The sequence below is a fragment of the Halorhabdus utahensis DSM 12940 genome, from assembly GCF_000023945.1.
Classification (GTDB): domain Archaea; phylum Halobacteriota; class Halobacteria; order Halobacteriales; family Haloarculaceae; genus Halorhabdus; species Halorhabdus utahensis.
This window is the reverse complement of the sequence record NC_013158.1, coordinates 1,403,288-1,420,481: the sequence shown is the minus strand read 5'-3', so window position 1 is coordinate 1,420,481 and position 17,194 is coordinate 1,403,288. Positions and strand designations below refer to the sequence as shown.

Below are 17,194 nucleotides of genomic sequence, written 5' to 3'. Positions count from 1 at the left end.
CCATGAACGACAACTACCACATCTTCTCGGACGGACGGGTCGAGCGCCACAACGACACGGTACGGCTCGTCACCGAGGACGACGAGAAGAAGTACCTCCCGATCGAGAACGCCGAGGCGCTGTACCTCCACGGGCAGATCGACTTCAATACGCGAGTGATCTCGTTTCTCGACGATCACGGTGTCGCGATGCACGTCTTCGGCTGGAACGACTACTATTCGGGCTCGATCATGCCTGAGCGTGGCCAGACGTCGGGTCAAACGGTCGTCGAACAGGTCCGGGCCTACGACGACGAAGCCCATCGTGGCAACATCGCCCGTGAGATCGTGGCGGGAAGCATCCACAACATGCGGGCGAACGTCACCTATTACGACAACCGGGACTACGACCTCAGCGCGACACTCGAGTCACTCGATCGTCGACGTGACGAGATCAAGTCCGTGGCGTCAGTCGAGGAAGCAATGGGCGTCGAAGCGAGTGCGCGACGTGCCTACTACGCGATCTTCGATCAGATTCTTCCCGACGCCTTCGTCTTCGGGGGTCGAAAGTACAATCCGCCAAACAACAAGGTGAACAGCCTGATCTCGTTCGGGAACAGCCTGGTCTACGCGAATATCGTCTCGGCAATCCGGGCCACGGCACTCGATCCGACGATCAGTTATCTCCACGAGCCTGGCGAGCGACGGTACTCACTGGCGCTGGATCTTGCCGATCTCTTCAAACCCGTCCTGACTGATCGCGTCGTCTTCCGACTCGTGAATCGAGGGCAGTTGTCCGACGATGATTTCGATTCGGAGATGAACGCGTGTCTGCTCACCGAGAGTGGCCGGGAGACGTTCTCGAAGGAGTTCGAGCAGACGCTCGATCGGACGATCGAACACCCAAATCTCAACCGGAAGGTCAGTTATCAGTATCTCCTTCGGGTCGAGGCGTACAAACTCAAGAAGCACTTGTTGACTGGCGAGTCCTACGAGTCCTTCGAGCGGTGGTGGTAACATGGTGTATGTTGTCGCCGTCTACGACGTCGAAGCGGACCGAACCTACCTCTTTCTGAACTTCTTGCGTCGGTATCTCACACACGTACAGAACTCGGTGTTTGAGGGTGAAATCACAGAGGGCGATCTCGAAGAGGTCAAGGGAAAACTTGATTCGATGCTAGAGCCCGGCGAGTCGGTGATCGTCTACCGGATGAGTTCCGAACAGTATGTCTCGCGTACTGTCTACGGCGAGGATCCGACCGAGGACAGCCAATTTCTATAGTGTCGTCATCGACCCCCCGGGTTTCGTGGGCTATTGACGGTCGACGAAAACACTAACTCCCAGGCAGTGGTATCACGTGCTATATGGCCGGTTTCGGCCATGGTTTCAGACGGACCCTCGTGGGGTTGAAGCACGTTCAGGACGCGAGCATATATATTATATATCGCGGTTTCAGACGGACCCTCGTGGGGTTGAAGCCGATCCGGAGAGGAGTCGGACTTTGATTTCAGTGGGTTTCAGACGGACCCTCGTGGGGTTGAAGCTGGAGGCCTAACGATGTCGGAGTGCGTTCACTGCGGGTTTCAGACGGACCCTCGTGGGGTTGAAGCTAATGAGCCGGACCCTCTCGAACATCTCCGACATCGTTTCAGACGGACCCTCGTGGGGTTGAAGCAAGCAGACTGTCATGAATCTCGGGGGTGATTTCTAAGTTTCAGACGGACCCTCGTGGGGTTGAAGCCAGGAGTTCCGACCACGTACAGGTCCCGTGCGTCGGAGTTTCAGACGGACCCTCGTGGGGTTGAAGCCTGCACTCCAGGACACGCTCGCCCAGACGCCGGCCGTTTCAGACGGACCCTCGTGGGGTTGAAGCGTCGGGTCGTCGACGGCGATCGGGGCGGTCGCGGGTTTCAGACGGACCCTCGTGGGGTTGAAGCGAGATTCTCCGCGCGGTCGACCAGAAGGCGGGCGATGGTTTCAGACGGACCCTCGTGGGGTTGAAGCGTCGCGAGGATGTGCTCGCGGTAGACGTCCTCGGGCGTTTCAGACGGACCCTCGTGGGGTTGAAGCTGCGTCTCGACGTCGCCAGGGGCGAGGATCTCCAGCAGTTTCAGACGGACCCTCGTGGGGTTGAAGCGAGGATTCGGGCGAACTCGTCATATGCGCCGTCGTCGGTTTCAGACGGACCCTCGTGGGGTTGAAGCGCGACGTCCGGGATCGTCGACGGTGGCGAGTGCATGTTTCAGACGGACCCTCGTGGGGTTGAAGCTGGGAGCTGCAGCAGGACCAGCTCGACCTGGCGATGTTTCAGACGGACCCTCGTGGGGTTGAAGCCTCACGGGGATCGGCCCCTCCTCGGCGTGGAGGTCGTTTCAGACGGACCCTCGTGGGGTTGAAGCCCAAGACAATCACAACCATGGCATCGTGTGGGATTTGTTTCAGACGGACCCTCGTGGGGTTGAAGCTCGATCGGTTCGGTCTGGGCGACGATCGCGTCGACGGGTTTCAGACGGACCCTCGTGGGGTTGAAGCAAGCGGCGGATCTGGGTCGATCCCGATCCCGGTATGTTTCAGACGGACCCTCGTGGGGTTGAAGCGAGGCACCGACCGACGACGGTCCGCAAGTCGTCTCGTTTCAGACGGACCCTCGTGGGGTTGAAGCGCGGCGATCAGTGCGTGCGTCATGCGTCGTCGAGCCGTTTCAGACGGACCCTCGTGGGGTTGAAGCTCGCGGACCTGGTCGACCTTCTCCTCGAGCTCGTCGAGTTTCAGACGGACCCTCGTGGGGTTGAAGCTTGGTTTTGATCGAGGGCATAAAGACATCCGAATCGTTTCAGACGGACCCTCGTGGGGTTGAAGCGATGCTCGACTCGCGAATGCTGGAACTTGCGGACTAGTTTCAGACGGACCCTCGTGGGGTTGAAGCGAGGCCGAGGGCGACGGCTACCGAGTCTTCTTGCCCGGTTTCAGACGGACCCTCGTGGGGTTGAAGCCGACTCTGTGACCTGGACCGAAGACGTTGACGTTCCAGTTTCAGACGGACCCTCGTGGGGTTGAAGCTATTGCGATACCTGTAAGCGCGACGTGACTGGCTGGTTTCAGACGGACCCTCGTGGGGTTGAAGCGTCGGGTAGTTCGACGGGCCGGCCTCCATGCTGGGTTTCAGACGGACCCTCGTGGGGTTGAAGCGGTCGTCGGGCACACCGGCAAGGACCTCCACCCGGGTTTCAGACGGACCCTCGTGGGGTTGAAGCCAGCGGAGAGGGCTTCGGCAAAGCCGACGTCGGGTTTCAGACGGACCCTCGTGGGGTTGAAGCTCGCGGAGCTTCTCGACGGTGCCAGAGCCGATTCCGGTTTCAGACGGACCCTCGTGGGGTTGAAGCGAGTTGCTCGCGGTACTCGTCGGCGTCGAGACCGAGTTTCAGACGGACCCTCGTGGGGTTGAAGCGACGAGGATCTCGGCATCAAGACAGTCACCGAGCCGGTTTCAGACGGACCCTCGTGGGGTTGAAGCGGCTGAATCGGCGGGCCATCGAGCATAGAACTCGGCGTTTCAGACGGACCCTCGTGGGGTTGAAGCTGGATTCGAACCCAGAACTCCGTCTGTGAAAACAGGGTTTCAGACGGACCCTCGTGGGGTTGAAGCCGGTGAGTTCGACGTTCACCACACCGACCTGACTGGTTTCAGACGGACCCTCGTGGGGTTGAAGCGAGCGGGGCACGCTCCCCGATGAAGGTGATGCGATCGTTTCAGACGGACCCTCGTGGGGTTGAAGCCTGGCTGCTCTGGCGATCACCCAGGCCCGCTTCGGGTTTCAGACGGACCCTCGTGGGGTTGAAGCAGGACTGGGGTTTCGTGGATAGCGAACGTGAGGCAGGTTTCAGACGGACCCTCGTGGGGTTGAAGCAGGACTGGGGTTTCGTGGATAGCGAACGTGAGGCAGGTTTCAGACGGACCCTCGTGGGGTTGAAGCCCGGACGTGGAAGTCGAAAGCCTGGATCATGCCCAGTTTCAGACGGACCCTCGTGGGGTTGAAGCACGATCACGGCGATCGACGGGGCCGACAGCGCGACCAGTTTCAGACGGACCCTCGTGGGGTTGAAGCATCGCGTTTAGGGAGATGAGTAATAGCGTCATCACCGTTTCAGACGGACCCTCGTGGGGTTGAAGCGGATGGTATTCAGCCCTGAAACGTCGTTTGAGTATTGTTTCAGACGGACCCTCGTGGGGTTGAAGCTTGCAGTCATCGAGGGTCGATCCCGGACCGACGACAGTTTCAGACGGACCCTCGTGGGGTTGAAGCGGATGGTATTCAGCCCTGAAACGTCGTTTGAGTATTCGTTTCAGACGGACCCTCGTGGGGTTGAAGCGCTCTCAGTCGCGCCGTTCTTGATCGCGTCGAGCGCGTTTCAGACGGACCCTCGTGGGGTTGAAGCTCCTGTCGACGGTGATGTTCGGCGGCATGGTCGCGTTTCAGACGGACCCTCGTGGGGTTGAAGCCCGATTTTCAGGGCCGGCGTCCGGTTGGCGAAAAGGGTTTCAGACGGACCCTCGTGGGGTTGAAGCTGGCAATTGTGATTGCTCCCCCAGGGGTCGGGGCGTTTCAGACGGACCCTCGTGGGGTTGAAGCGGACAGTATTCAACCCTGAGACGTCGTTACTGTACTCGTTTCAGACGGACCCTCGTGGGGTTGAAGCTCCAGATTCAGGACCGGGCCGAGCGCCTGCTCGACTGGTTTCAGACGGACCCTTGTGGGGTTGAAACTCGGCGTGACTGTGGTCGTGGTCGTCGCCGTGATCGTGTTTCAGCAGGACCCTTTGTTGGGTTGGAACCAGACGAGGGAGAAACATCGGCGCAGTCCACAAGTTCAGGGCGGACTTTCGTGGGGCGAATACCTCCAACACCAGCACTGTGACGGAATGGCGTTTCCGACCACCCGGGAATATCACTCTGATTGCAACCGAACCCTACACGTTCTCGATCTGTCCGTCCCGCGATTGCCAGTCTTCATGCTCGAGTAGTTCTTCAAGCATTGGCCGAAGATCCGAAGCGGCGACACCGAAGAACTTCTCGCGGCCGACAGGCGTCCGGAATCGGACGATACAGGTGTATTCAGTGGCTTCGAAGACCGAAAGCGTACTCCTGGTCGACGGATTGGCCGCCTCGAACAGCCGGGTCGCACCAGCACCCGTCACGCGCGTGCCGAGTGCCCAACTCAGCGATTCGATCGCAGCCCGGTCGATCGGCAGGATGTCCGCGAGATGCTTTCGGTTCCCCGAATCGGATCCCCCCTGCCGCCGCTCACGGGATGACATACCACTGCATACGCGAGCACCCATCAAAAGTCACGCCATTCGAGTGCTCTATTGCGGTATGGTAACACCTGTCTAAACCAACAAACCTATATGCTGGTGTGGTATACCATGTCATGTATGGCGACCGCACCGAGCACTGACGACGTGATCGACCAGTTCCTCGCCCAGCGTGGGCACGAAACGGACGCGGTCGGATGGGACGAGAGCTATAACAAAAAGCAATGTCCCGAGTGTGGCGGGTTACACGAGACCACCGCCACACAATGCTCGGTATGTGAGTGGTCGCCGGCGAGATCGAGCTAGGCCTGGCCCCTCGAATGTGGGCTGTTTGACGGGATCGCCGCCGTGCGGCGATCCGCGTCGTGTCTCCCAACATTTTTGAGCACTGCCAGAATACTCCCTGTCAGTGGACGAAAAACGCCCCATCGAAGAGGTGCTGGACACGATCGGGGATCAACACGCGCGCGAGGTACTGGCGGCAGTCAGTCAGTCACCCAAGTCGGCCAAACAACTGAGCGAGGAACTCGAGTTGTCGCTGCCGACAGTCTATCGTCGCCTCGAGATCCTCGAGGAGCACGAGCTGGTTTCCGACCAGACAAGCGTTGCCGAAGACGGCAACCACTACAAGGTCTACGAGTCGAACTTCGAAAGTACGGTCATCCGACTCGAAGACGACGAATACCAGGTTCGCATCTATCGCTCGGAGAACCTGCCAGACCGGTTCAGTCAACTCTGGGACGATCTCAACCTGGAGTGAGCAGGGCTCGCCGTTCGCAGCATTTTGAGTACCTTAATATAGTGAGGTTGTCAATCGGGAGGTGAGTGTACTATGGTCGACACCGTGGTGCAGTACGGACAGGGGGCGCTGGTGTTGTTACGGCTCGTGCTGTTCGGGCTCACGCTCGGGATCACGCTCATCAGCTTTCAGGCCTACCAGAAACGACGAAGCGAGCGACTCCAATACGCGTTCATCGGCTTCGCGTTCATCAGTATGGGGGTGGCGGTCAGTAACATCGTCTCACAGATGTTCACCACCCAGCCGGCCCCCCGCGCCCGGCTGTTTTTCGACATGGCCCAGACCGTTCCGTTCATCATCGGCTTCGCCATGTTGTACGTCTCGCTGTATCGGTAGCCACCGTTGAACGCCGCTGGCAGGGCCGGAGAAAAGTCACGTCGCTTATGAGGCACCAGTCCTAGTTACTGTGCAATGACCGAACCGACCTCGAAGGTAACTAGATTATTCGGCGGGCCTGGCAGCGGGAAGACGACGGCGTTGCTCGACCGCGTCGAGGAACTCCTCGAAGACGACGATGTCGACGTTCGGGACGTCCTCGTCGTCTCCTACACCCGGGCTGCTGCTGCCGAGGTCCGTGAACGGCTGGCCGAGCGACTCGACGTCTCGCCCCGCTCGCTCAAGGGCAACGTCTGTACGATGCACGCCAAGGCCTACGAACTGTTGAACCTCTCGCGTGGCGACGTCGTGGGCGAGTCCGACAAACAGGAGTTCGCCGAGGAGTACGGCATCGAGTACGAAGACCAGTACGAGGGTGGCCGACGGCGGACGGCCCGTTCGACGACCATCGGCAACAAGATCATCGCCACGAGCCAGTGGCTCCAGCGCACTCGCCGGGACGTCGCCGATTGGTACGACGTCCCCTTCAAGTGGAACGACGAGAAGGTCCGACTGCCGCCGGAGATCGACGAGAACGCCCAGACGGGCAACAAGTACACCCCGACGTGGCCCAGTGATGACGACCGGATCGACGTCCCGGAGGTCATCCGCGCCTGGCGGTCGTATAAGGGCGAACACGGGCTGGTCGGGTTCGCCGACATGCTCGAACGCGTCAAACAGCGCTCGCTGCTCCCCAGCGTCGATTACCTCGCGATCGACGAGTTTCAGGACATCACGACGCTGCAATACGACGTCTACGAGGAGTGGAAAGCCCACGTCGACCACGCACTGATCGCGGGCGACGACGACCAGGTCGTCTACGCCTGGCAGGGAGCCGACCCCAACCTGCTGCTCGAAGAGGAGGGCGAGGACGTCATCCTCGACACCTCACATCGACTTCCCTCGGAGATCCTGGAGGTCGTCCAGCGCGAGGTCACCCACATCGACCAGCGCCAGGAGAAGAACCTCTCGCCGCGCAAGCAGGGGGGCAACGTCGAGGCCGTCCGGAACCCCTCGATGCTCGATCTCGTCCGGAACGTCCGGGGGACCGTCGAGGAGGACGACGGCACCATCATGGTGTTGTTCCGGGCGCGCTACCAGATGTTCCAGTTCATCGACGAGTTCATCGACGAGGGCATCCCCTTCCGGACGATGACCGACCAGCGGATGTGGACCGATCGCCTTACGGACTACGTCAACGGGATCGAGGCCCTCGCGGCGGACGAACCCCTGACGGCTCTGGAGGGGCGACGGCTCGCGGACATGCTCGAAGACACGGCGTTCGGTACCGGCGAACGCGACGATCTCTTCGACGATCTCGAAGATCGCCAGGAGGCCGCCGAGACGGACGACCTCACCGAGATCGAGGTCGAGCCGGATCTCATCCGCGATCACGCGCCGTTCCTGCCGGAACCGCCGGCTGCCGCCGACATGGTTCGGAAAGTCACCAGCTTCCAGGAACAGACGATCGACGCGTACTTCGCCGGCGACTACGAGGGGATGGACCCTGGCCGGGTTCGCCTCGGCACGATCCACAGCGCGAAGGGTCGGGAGGCCGATCACGTCTTCGTCGCGACCGACCTCACCGAGAAGGTCGTCGAGCAGATGGCCGCGACCGTCGAGCGCAACGAGATCGACGTGCCCGCTGTCGATGAGTTCACCAAACACACCGATCCGGTCCCGACGCTGACCGACAACGAGCGCCGGGTCTTCTACGTTGGACTCTCCCGTGCCCGCGAGCGACTTGTGATCCTCGAAAACCTCGTCAGCGGCGCGCCGACGCTGCCGATCGACGTCCTGTTGAACAACGAACCCAGCGAGGATCCCGAGGCAGTCCTCGCGTCGATCCTCGGCGAGGAAGCGGCTGCCGTCCACTGATCGCACCCAAGCGATAGCCACGCTCGCTCACTCGTCGATCACCTGTCCGTCGAGATAGTTTTCGACGTTGTCACGGGTCGACTGTGATACTTTCACGAACGAGACGACGCGCTCGCCGTTCTCGTCTCGATCCTGCTGGATTTCGAGCTTGATGCCCATTTCCTGCAAGTGCGAGAGGAGTGCCTCGATCACGGCAGGGTCGTCCCGGACGGTGTGTTCCTCCCCCACAGTCTCGCCGCGCTCGACCGCCCTGACGGTTTCGACCGCGGGCAAGAGGATCGACTCCCCGAGTTCCTGGGCTCGCTGGCGGGACTCGCCCCTCGTTCGATCCAGCTCGACGGCCTGGAACACCTCCCGGAGAACCCGCGGAAAGACGAAGTCCCGCCCGTAGTCGAAGGGGAGCGAGAACGCGTGTTCCAAATCGGCTCGATGCGTCGCCGAGGTCGTGTACTTCAGCTGCCGGGTACCGTCCATCGACTGCATCACGACCCCTTCTTTGCCTGCCCGGTCCAGGTCGGCGATCACCTCCCGGACGGCCTCGGCCGCCTCCACCGGATCGCACTCGCCGAACGCGGGAACCGTCGCCAGGTCGTGGCGCGCACAGAGGTCCCGCCGGTGATCGACCGCCAATGGCCGGCCCGTCTCTCGATCGCGGACGTCGAACACCTCGAAAGCCGCGGACTCGACGTCGGGATACTCGTGTGGCGTGTAGGGGTTCTCCGGGCCGATCAACTCGCCACAGAGCATGCGCTCGGGATTGGCGTCGAAAAACGAGTCGGGGTCGAGTAGCTCCCTGACTTTGCTGGTGGTGTACGGACAGACGTATCCGCTCCGGGTGAACCCCAGGACGTCGCCGTCGATCCGGGCGACGCGGACGTTGTACCCGTTGCGTTTCTCCTCGATCGTCACTCGCCCGTCGAAGTGCTCGACGATCCCCGGGTCGAGCACAAGCGTCCGCGGGATCGACGGAAACCCACGGATCACGGTCCCGTCGACGATCGCCGTTCCGCGCTCGATCCCGTGGCGGGCAGCCGAGAGGTGGCGGTAGCGCCGCCCCTCGAAGACGCTCTCCTCGAACGCCGCGAGGACCGAATCGACTTCCGCACTCCTGACGCCGAGAACCGCCGCCCAGTCGCGATCCTCGTCCATACTGAGGGCTACGATGCCGTGCGCAATAGCTATGGGGGTTGATAACACGCCAACTGCCACTCGATACCGCAACTGAGTTCCGAAGCCCTCACGCAGACGCGGATTCGGCGTCCTCTTCGGCCTCGCGCTCGGCCTTCTCCTCGGCTTCCTTGTTGGCTTTGATCTTTTTCATCCGGAAGATCTCTTCGCGTTCCTGCTCTTCGAGTTTCTGCTCGATGTAGTCCTGACTCGATCGGAGATCGGGCAACAGCGTGAACTCCAGGGCGTTGACACGCCGCTTCGTGGTCTCGATCTCGTCGAGCAGTTCCTTCATCGCGGTCTCGACTTCCGCAGCGAGAATGATCTGTTCTAAGAGTTCCTCGTAGGCCTCGGCGACCTCGTCGATCCGGGCGCTCGTCCCGAGGACGCCGTACCCGCGTTCGTCCAGACTCTTGCGCACCTTCGTCGATTCGATCTGGGGGACGACGACGCCCATGATGTTCTTCGACTGGGTGGTGATCTCGGGGTGTTCCTTCAAGGCCGCCGCCGCGCCTCGCACCGCGACGTCGCCCTCCATCGCCCGCGCCATGTCGATGCGGGCCTGGGCGCGGTCGTAGGTCTCTTCGAGATCCGCACGGACGTTCTGGGCCTGGTCGAGGATGTCCATGAACTCCATGATGAGGCCGTCACGCTTCTGCTCGAGCGTGTCGTGGCCCCGCTCGGAGAGTTCGATCCGGTCCTCGATCTGCATGAGGTTCTTTCGCGTCGGCTTGACGTCCTGGGCCATTACCACCCGATAACCGAGCCACTCAGTTAACGCTTTTCAGTCGGTATGAGATAGAGCTCTGATACGCTACTTTAGGTCTGACAGATATGAGACCAGCATGAAAGCCCCCGCTCGCTCGACTGTCCGGGACTCGCTGCGGTCCTCACTCCGTTGCGGTCCTTACTTCGTCCGGGCCAGGTCGAGCGAGCGGCCCCTTTCAGTCCCACCCGTTTCGGCTGCCCAGCCAGGACACGCGGGTGGGACTGAAAGGGGCGAGCCGTTCGGGGACGGCGGGCGACGTAAGCACTGGACCGAGCGAAGCGAGGGAAGCGCGCAACGAGCCTCCCGACTCGAACGGCTCGGGGCTTTCATGCTGTTCACAGTCGGGCCTGCATATCCGAATCCACCCACGTAACGCCTCACCAGAACCCTTGCTCACGGTCGATCCAGGTGACGATCACCACGTGGGGCAGGGTCAGGACGGCGATGCCAACGAGGTAGACCCCGATCGCGCTCGCGACCCCCTCGCTCGCCGGCGTCAGGACGTACAGCGCCCACAGGAAACCGCCGGCAGCGAGCGTCGTCGGCAACGCCTCGACCGCCAGCCGTCCGGCCGGCCGGAGCCACTCGCCAGCCGAAAGCGCGGAGACTGTCCGCTCGTCGAGCAGTCCGACCCGGACGATGTGACGCAGCGAGTGCCACAGACAGAAGTACGCCCCGATGGCGAGCACTGGCTCGACGAGGAGGAAAAACACCCAAAGCAGTGCCGTCTCGGCCGCGTCGAGTCGCCAACCGCCGTTGTCGCTCTGCCGACGACCGTTCGCCTTCGCCAGCCGCCACCCGCGCCACAGCGTCACGACGGTCACCAGCCCGAACCCGACCGCTACGATCGCTTGCCCGCTCGGCTCGAACAGCCACGCCGACCCGATCGACCCGCCGAAGGGCTCGACGAAGGTTTCGAGGACGGCCAGATACCGCTCGGGAAACCCGACCAGCGGAACCGCCATCGGCAATCCGCCGCGGACCACCGTCGTCAGCGCCTGCTGGATGCGATCGTCGAGGTGGCCGCCGCCGAAGGCGTCCCGGAGCACGAACAACTCGCCCTGCCCCCAGTGGAACCACGTCAGCGCGATGAACACCACGGCGGCCGGGACGGGTACGATCAGCCACGCCACGAGGTAGCCCCCGCCGAGAATTGCATAGAGGACGCCCACGATCGTGAGTCCCCGCGCATCAACCCGGCCGGACAGTGCCCGCGGCAGGGCGACGTAGTCCAGCGCGCCGTGGGGCAGGCCAAAGACCACGACGCTCGCGACCAGCGGGAGGTAGCGGACGGACTCCGGTAGCGGGGCGAGGAGTGGGACGACGACGGCGAGTGCGAGTAGCGGCAGCCACCCGGTCCACCGGAGGAAGACCCCGAGGCTGGCGGCCACCGACCCGTCGAACCCGCCCCGCTCGGTCGGCTGTTGCACGCGTTCGAACTCGATGGGCAGGTGCAAAACCGTTGGGTCGGCCCTCGCCGTCAGCTACCGTCGTCACGCCGGCGATAGTAGTACTTCGAGGCGTAGAACGTGAGGACGGCGACGACCCACGTCGCCACGACCGGCGTCGTGACGGTCCCGCCCGTCGCGAACTGATAGCCACCGATGGCGACCAGCAGAAGAATTGTCGCGAGAAACCCGTTCCGGGCGGCGCGAACGAGTGGGTCGGCTTCGACCATGTGTGAGGAGCGGAAACGCGATCGGCTTCAGTCGTCGGCTTCGGCGGCTTCGACCGTCGCGTCCGACCCCTCGTCGTAGTAGGTCTCGATGAACTCCTCGTCGATACGGTTGAGTTCCTCTCTGGGCAGGTCCGAGAGCAGATCCCACGCGATGTCCAGCGTCTGGTCGATCGACCGGGCGGTGTCGTAGCCCTGGTCGACGAACTCGCTCTCGAAGCGGTCGCCGAAGTCCAGATACTTGTTGTCACGCTCGCTGAGTGCTTCGCGACCGACGATGTTCACCAGGTCACGCAGGTCCTCGGCCTCGGCGTAGGCCGCATACAGCTGTGACTGGACGTCACCGTGGTCCTCGCGGGTCAGCCCCTCGCCGATCCCCTCGTCCATGAGTCGCGATAGCGAGGTCGGCACGTAGATCGGCGGCCGGACGCCCTGGCTGTTGAGGCCACGATCGACGTAGATCTGGCCCTCGGTGATGTACCCTGTCAGGTCCGGGATCGGGTGGGTGTCGTCGTCGCTGGGCATCGTCAGGATCGGGATCTGGGTGATCGACCCCTCGACGCCCTCGATCCGGCCCGCCCGCTCGTAGAGGTTCGCCAGGTCGGTGTACATGTACCCGGGGTAGCCCCGGCGACCCGGAACCTCCTCGCGGGCGGCCCCGATCTCCCGGAGGGCCTCACAGTAGTTGGTCATGTCCGTCATGATCGTCAGGACGTGATACCCCTTCTCGAAGGCCAGGTACTCCGCCGTGGTGAGCGCCAGCCGCGGCGTGATCGTCCGCTCGACGGCGGGGTCGTCCGCGAGGTTCATGAAGACGACCGACCGCTCGAGTGCGCCGGTACGCTCGAAGTCGTCCATGAACTCGTTGGCCTCCTCGGCGGTGATCCCCATCGCCGCGAAGATCACGGCGAACTCGCTTTCCTCGTCGTCGTCCTCCTCGGGCACTTCGGCCTGCCGGGCGATCTGGAGGGCGAGTTCGTTGTGGGGCAGCCCCGACCCGGAGAAAAGCGGCAGCTTCTGGCCCCGGACGAGGGTGTTCATGCCGTCGATGGCGGAGATCCCCGTCTGGATGAACTCCCGGGGGTACTCCCGGGAGAAGGGGTTGATCGCCGCGCCGACGATGTCCTGGCGCTGCTCGGGCACGATGTCCGGCCCGCCGTCGATCGGCCGGCCGGTCCCGTCGAGTACCCGTCCCAGGAGATCCTCGGTGACGGGCATCTTCATCGTCTCGCCGAGGAACCGGACCGAACACTCTCGGTCGATCCCCTGGGTGGACTCGAAGACCTGGATCGCGACGTGATCGCTGGTCGATTCGAGCACCTGTCCGCGACGGGTGTCGCCGTCGCCGACTTCGATCTCGACGATCTCGTCGTACCCGATCGGCTCGTCTGTCTCGACGAACACGAGCGGCCCACTGACCTCGGTGATCGTCTGATATTCTTTCATTGGTAGGTCCCCCTGAGCTGGGATTCGATGTCGTCTTCGAGCTCGGCGACGAACTCGTCGTACTCCTCGGTCGTCCCGATCCGGTTGAGCCGCGGCGCGGCGTCGATGTCCGTGATCTCGTCGACCGGGACGCCCGCGTCCAGCGCGTCGAAGGCCTCGTCGTTGAACGTCCGGATCGCCTCCATCATGCGGTAGGTCTTCTCGGGCTCACAGTAGGTGTCGACGTCGTGGAGCGCGTTTTGCTGGAGATATGACTCCCGGATGTACCGGGCGACCTCCAGGGTGAGCTGCTGGTCGGCCGGCAACGCGTCCTGCCCGACCAGCTGGACGATCTCCTGGAGGTCACTTTCCTCGTCGAGAACGTCGATGACCCACTGGCGGATCTCGGCCCAGTCGTCGGCGACCTCCGCCTCGAACCACGGGTCGAGCTGATCGCGATACAGCGAGTACGATTCGTCCCAGTTGATCGCCGGGAAGTGCCGGCGATCGGCCAGGTCGGCGTCCAGCGCCCAGAACGTCTTGACGATCCGCAACGTGTTCTGGGTGACCGGCTCCGAGAAGTCACCGCCGGGCGGCGAGACGGCACCGACCACGGTGACCGATCCCTCGGTGCCATTGGCGTTCTGATAGTACCCCGCACGCTCGTAGAACTCGCTGAGGCGAGCCCCGAGATAGGCGGGATACCCCTCCTCGCCGGGCATCTCCTCGAGCCGCGAGGAGATCTCCCGGAGGGCCTCGGCCCACCGCGAGGTGGAGTCGGCCATCAGCGCGACGTCGTAACCCATGTCCCGATAGTACTCGGCCATCGTGATGCCGGTGTACACCGACGATTCACGCGCCGCGACGGGCATGTTCGAGGTGTTGGCGATCAGACTCGTCCGGCTCATCAGCGGCTTGCCGGTCACCGGGTCCTCGAGCTCCGGGAAGTCCTCGATGACCTCGGTCATCTCGTTGCCACGCTCGCCACACCCGACGTAGACGACGATGTCCGCGTCGGCCCACTTGGCGAGCTGGTGCTGGGTGACTGTCTTCCCGGAGCCGAAGGGCCCCGGAATCGCGGCCGTCCCGCCCTTCGCGACGGGGAAGAGGCCGTCGAGGATGCGTTGGCCCGTCACCAGCGGATCGGTCGGCGTCTCCTTGTCGCCGGCGGGCCGGGCCTGCCGGACCGGCCACTCCTGGCGCATCTGGATCTCCTCGCCGGTATCGAGTTCGACGACCGTCTCCTCGACGGTGAAGTTCCCTTTCTTGGTGTCGATGACCTCGCCGCCGTCGTAGTCGGGCGGCACCATCACCTTGTGGTCGATGCTCTCGGTCTCTGGAACGGTCCCGACGATGTCGCCGGCGGTGACCTCCTCGCCTGCCTCGACCTCGGGGGTGAACTCCCAGGTCTTCTCGATGTCGATCCCGGGGGCGTCGACCCCACGGTCGAGGAATGCCGAGTTCATCTTCTCTTCGAGCCCTTCGAGGGGGCGCTGGACGCCGTCGTAGATGTTGTCCAGCAGTCCAGGGCCGAGGTCGACCGATAGCGGCGCACCCGTACTCTCGACGGGGCCGCCCGGCGCGACGCCGGAGGTCTCCTCGTACACCTGGATCGTCGTCAGGTCACCTTCGATCTCGATGATCTCTCCCATCAGGCCCTCCCGACCGACGCGAACCACGTCGTTCATCCGGGCCTGCAGGCCCGTCGCCGTGACGACGGGACCGCTCACGCTCTCGATGACGCCGTCTTCACGGACGTCGGACGTTGTCGCTTGACTCATACGTTAGTCTTCCTCCATCAGGTCGATACCGACCGCACGTTTGATCTGGTCGCGCAATCCGCCACTCCCGGCTCCGCCGCCGAGCGTCACCAACACCGGATCGACACTCGTCTCGACGCGCTCGCGGACGGACCGCGAGAGGTGTTCCAGGTCCGGATCGTGCATCACGACGATGCCGACGTCGTCGTCTTCGAGCATCGTCGTGACCGCCTCGTCGACCTCCTCGGTCTCGGGATCCTCGGAGATGGTGGCGAACGTCCGGATGCCAGCCAGCTGGAACCCGGTCGTGAAATCCGCACTGCCGATGACTGCGATCTCTTTGCTCATAGCATCACCAGCTCCCGCTGGATCTCCTCGGGCGAGAGGCCACTCTCGGTGCCGCGGGCGATCGCCCGGATGTTGTCTATCTCACGTTCCTTCGCGAGGACGTACGAAAGCACCGCCGTGATCGACACCGGATACCGATAGGACAGCCGGTCGGCGTATTCGAGCAACGCCGCGTCGATGGCGTGCTCGAAGCCGATCAACTCCTCCGCCGAATCCAGCGCATCGAGCGCCGACGACAGCTCGCTACCGTACTGACTCTCACGAATGTGATCGAGCAACTGCTCCTCGTTCTCGACGAGCTGGCGAACCTCCGCCGCATCGAAGAGTTGGCCACCCTCGATGTAGTACTCGGCGGGATCCATGTCCGCGCCAGTCCGGACCAGTCGCAACGCGTTCCGGAGGTTCCGGAAGTCGATCTCGGCCCGGAGGAACTCGAGATAGTAGCCGATCGCACTGCCCGTCTCTGCGGTGTCCGGAAGTCCGGCGAGCAGCGCCTCGTAGAACGTCCGGTCGACGGCGTTCTCCAGGGGAACCAGCAGTCCCGTCCCCTCGAACTCCTCGAATGCATCCTCGAGGGGCTCCTGGAAGATCGTCCCTTCCAGTCGTTCGATGACGCCCTCGATCGACTCCGCCGTCGCCAGCTGATCGAGATCCTCCTCGGTGAGTTCGCCCGCCCGGATGAAGTCGGCCTCGATGGCCTCGGCGTCCGCCTCGGAGTAGATCCCCCGAAGCGCCGTCTTGACGTTCCAGGCGTCGAACTTCCGGAGGTACCTGGCGACGTAATCGTAGAGTTGCCCCTCCGACCACGACAGCAGGTCCTCGAAGTGCTTCGCCATGTTCCGGGTCAACGCGTACTCGATGAGGTCGACCCCGGAGTGGCGCGAGCCCAGGGCGTTCATCTCGCGTTCGTACTCGCTTTCCTCCATGAACCGGGCGATCTCCCCGGTCCCCATCCGGACGAGCTTGCGGTAATCGTCCTCGTCGAACAGCGAGGCTCGCCGGGAGCGAACCCGAGCGACCACGTACTCGTAGTTGCTTTTCGCTCCGCTGGGGTTTCTCATGGGACTCATTGCTCGGTTGTCTCGGCGTCGGCGGCGAGGTCGCCGTCGACGTCGGTGTCTTCGAAGAGGCGATCGCTGATCGCCTTGATCTGATCCTCCCAGACGTCCTCGAGTACCGAGTCGAACGTGTTGTTCACCCTGACCCTGGACTGGTCACTCTCGACGACCACGCCGCCGAGACAGTCCACGTCGCCTGCCAGGGACGCGTCGTAGTCCGCGAGGATCGATTCGAGCAACTCGGCGTCCTCGGACCGTCCGAAGACGCGCACCTCGCTCCCCTCGAACTCTTCGAGCGCGTCCTCGAGGAGCTCGCGGGTCAACGTCTCGCGTCGGTCCCCCTCGAGGGTTGCGAGCCCGTCTTCGACCTGGTCGCGAACCGTTTCGAGGACTTCCCGGCGTGCGTTGAGCCGCTCCTGTTTGGCTTCGAGTTTGGCACTGGAGAGCCGGCGCTCGCGCTCCTGGGCGATCTGGCGTTCGATCTCGCGCTCACGGTCGGCGACGATCGACTCGGCGTCGTCCTCGGCCTCGCTGACGATCGATTCGGCTTGCTCGTCAGCGGCCTCCGTGATCTCTCTCGCACGCGAACGGGCTTGCTCCCGGATGTCTTCGACGACCGTTTCGAGGCTCATGAATATCGAGAACCCC

At 63.0% G+C, this 17,194-nt stretch carries 16 protein-coding genes and 1 CRISPR repeat array; of the genes, 6 read left to right on the top strand and 10 right to left on the bottom strand.

The annotated features are described in order from the left end of the window. Positions 1 to 2: 2 nt before the first annotated feature. Both cas1b and cas2 read left to right on the top strand, forming a co-directional pair. Positions 3 to 995 (top strand): type I-B CRISPR-associated endonuclease Cas1b, encoded by a 993-nt coding sequence (gene cas1b / locus HUTA_RS07080; protein WP_015789199.1) that lies wholly within the window; start codon positions 3 to 5, stop codon positions 993 to 995. Position 996: 1 nt separating this feature from the next. Continuing rightward, on the top strand, positions 997 to 1,260 hold the full coding sequence (gene cas2 / locus HUTA_RS07075; RefSeq protein ID WP_015789198.1) for a CRISPR-associated endonuclease Cas2: 264 nt from the start codon (positions 997 to 999) through the stop codon (positions 1,258 to 1,260). 102 nt (positions 1,261 to 1,362) lie between these two features. Further along, positions 1,363 to 4,744: direct repeats of the CRISPR family, unit length 30 nt; unit sequence GTTTCAGACGGACCCTCGTGGGGTTGAAGC. A gap of 203 nt (positions 4,745 to 4,947) precedes the next feature. On the opposite strand, the gene HUTA_RS07070 is transcribed toward cas2, so the two are convergent. Further along, positions 4,948 to 5,295, bottom strand: a complete 348-nt coding sequence (locus HUTA_RS07070; RefSeq protein ID WP_015789197.1) for a hypothetical protein — start codon at positions 5,293 to 5,295, stop codon at positions 4,948 to 4,950. A gap of 117 nt (positions 5,296 to 5,412) precedes the next feature. Between HUTA_RS07070 and HUTA_RS15850 the strand changes: the two genes are divergently transcribed. From HUTA_RS15850 to HUTA_RS07050, 4 genes are all read left to right on the top strand, one after another. Beyond that, positions 5,413 to 5,598: an HVO_0416 family zinc finger protein gene (locus tag HUTA_RS15850; protein ID WP_049941231.1), complete on the top strand. Its 186-nt coding sequence runs from the start codon at positions 5,413 to 5,415 to the stop codon at positions 5,596 to 5,598. 103 nt (positions 5,599 to 5,701) lie between these two features. Next, on the top strand, positions 5,702 to 6,052 hold the full coding sequence (locus HUTA_RS07060) for an ArsR/SmtB family transcription factor (protein ID WP_015789195.1): 351 nt from the start codon (positions 5,702 to 5,704) through the stop codon (positions 6,050 to 6,052). Between the two features lie 72 nt (positions 6,053 to 6,124). Further along, entirely contained in the window at positions 6,125 to 6,427 is a 303-nt protein-coding gene (locus tag HUTA_RS07055) for a DUF7521 family protein (protein WP_015789194.1), read from the top strand. A gap of 75 nt (positions 6,428 to 6,502) precedes the next feature. Further along, a complete protein-coding gene (locus HUTA_RS07050; RefSeq protein WP_015789193.1) occupies positions 6,503 to 8,344 on the top strand; it encodes a UvrD-helicase domain-containing protein in 1,842 nt (613 codons plus the stop codon). A 27-nt stretch (positions 8,345 to 8,371) separates the two neighbouring features. Here the strand turns inward: HUTA_RS07050 and HUTA_RS07045 are convergent, their stop codons facing one another. The 9 genes from HUTA_RS07045 to HUTA_RS07005 all read right to left on the bottom strand — a co-directional run bounded on the left by HUTA_RS07045 (position 8,372) and on the right by HUTA_RS07005 (position 17,178). After that, complete coding sequence (locus HUTA_RS07045) at positions 8,372 to 9,493, bottom strand: RNA ligase (RefSeq protein WP_015789192.1); 1,122 nt, start codon at positions 9,491 to 9,493, stop codon at positions 8,372 to 8,374. A gap of 88 nt (positions 9,494 to 9,581) precedes the next feature. After that, entirely contained in the window at positions 9,582 to 10,259 is a 678-nt protein-coding gene (locus HUTA_RS07040; RefSeq protein WP_015789191.1) for a V-type ATP synthase subunit D, read from the bottom strand. 398 nt (positions 10,260 to 10,657) lie between these two features. Beyond that, entirely contained in the window at positions 10,658 to 11,710 is a 1,053-nt protein-coding gene (locus tag HUTA_RS07035; protein ID WP_245529147.1) for a Brp/Blh family beta-carotene 15,15'-dioxygenase, read from the bottom strand. A 50-nt stretch (positions 11,711 to 11,760) separates the two neighbouring features. Then, positions 11,761 to 11,958, bottom strand: a complete 198-nt coding sequence (locus tag HUTA_RS07030; RefSeq protein ID WP_015789189.1) for a hypothetical protein — start codon at positions 11,956 to 11,958, stop codon at positions 11,761 to 11,763. A 27-nt stretch (positions 11,959 to 11,985) separates the two neighbouring features. Next, on the bottom strand, positions 11,986 to 13,401 hold the full coding sequence (locus HUTA_RS07025) for a V-type ATP synthase subunit B (RefSeq protein ID WP_015789188.1): 1,416 nt from the start codon (positions 13,399 to 13,401) through the stop codon (positions 11,986 to 11,988). Further along, a complete protein-coding gene (locus HUTA_RS07020; RefSeq protein WP_015789187.1) occupies positions 13,398 to 15,161 on the bottom strand; it encodes an ATP synthase subunit A in 1,764 nt (587 codons plus the stop codon). Before HUTA_RS07020 ends, HUTA_RS07025 begins: the two co-directional genes overlap by 4 nt. Positions 15,162 to 15,164: 3 nt before the next feature. Beyond that, complete coding sequence (locus tag HUTA_RS07015; protein ID WP_015789186.1) at positions 15,165 to 15,488, bottom strand: V-type ATP synthase subunit F; 324 nt, start codon at positions 15,486 to 15,488, stop codon at positions 15,165 to 15,167. Further along, positions 15,485 to 16,558 carry a V-type ATP synthase subunit C gene (locus HUTA_RS07010; protein WP_015789185.1) on the bottom strand — a complete coding sequence of 358 codons (1,074 nt, stop codon included), beginning with the start codon at positions 16,556 to 16,558 and terminating at the stop codon, positions 15,485 to 15,487. The genes HUTA_RS07015 and HUTA_RS07010 overlap by 4 nt, the downstream gene beginning before the upstream one ends. After that, entirely contained in the window at positions 16,555 to 17,178 is a 624-nt protein-coding gene (locus HUTA_RS07005) for a V-type ATP synthase subunit E (RefSeq protein ID WP_015789184.1), read from the bottom strand. The genes HUTA_RS07010 and HUTA_RS07005 overlap by 4 nt, the downstream gene beginning before the upstream one ends. Positions 17,179 to 17,194 lie beyond the last annotated feature (16 nt).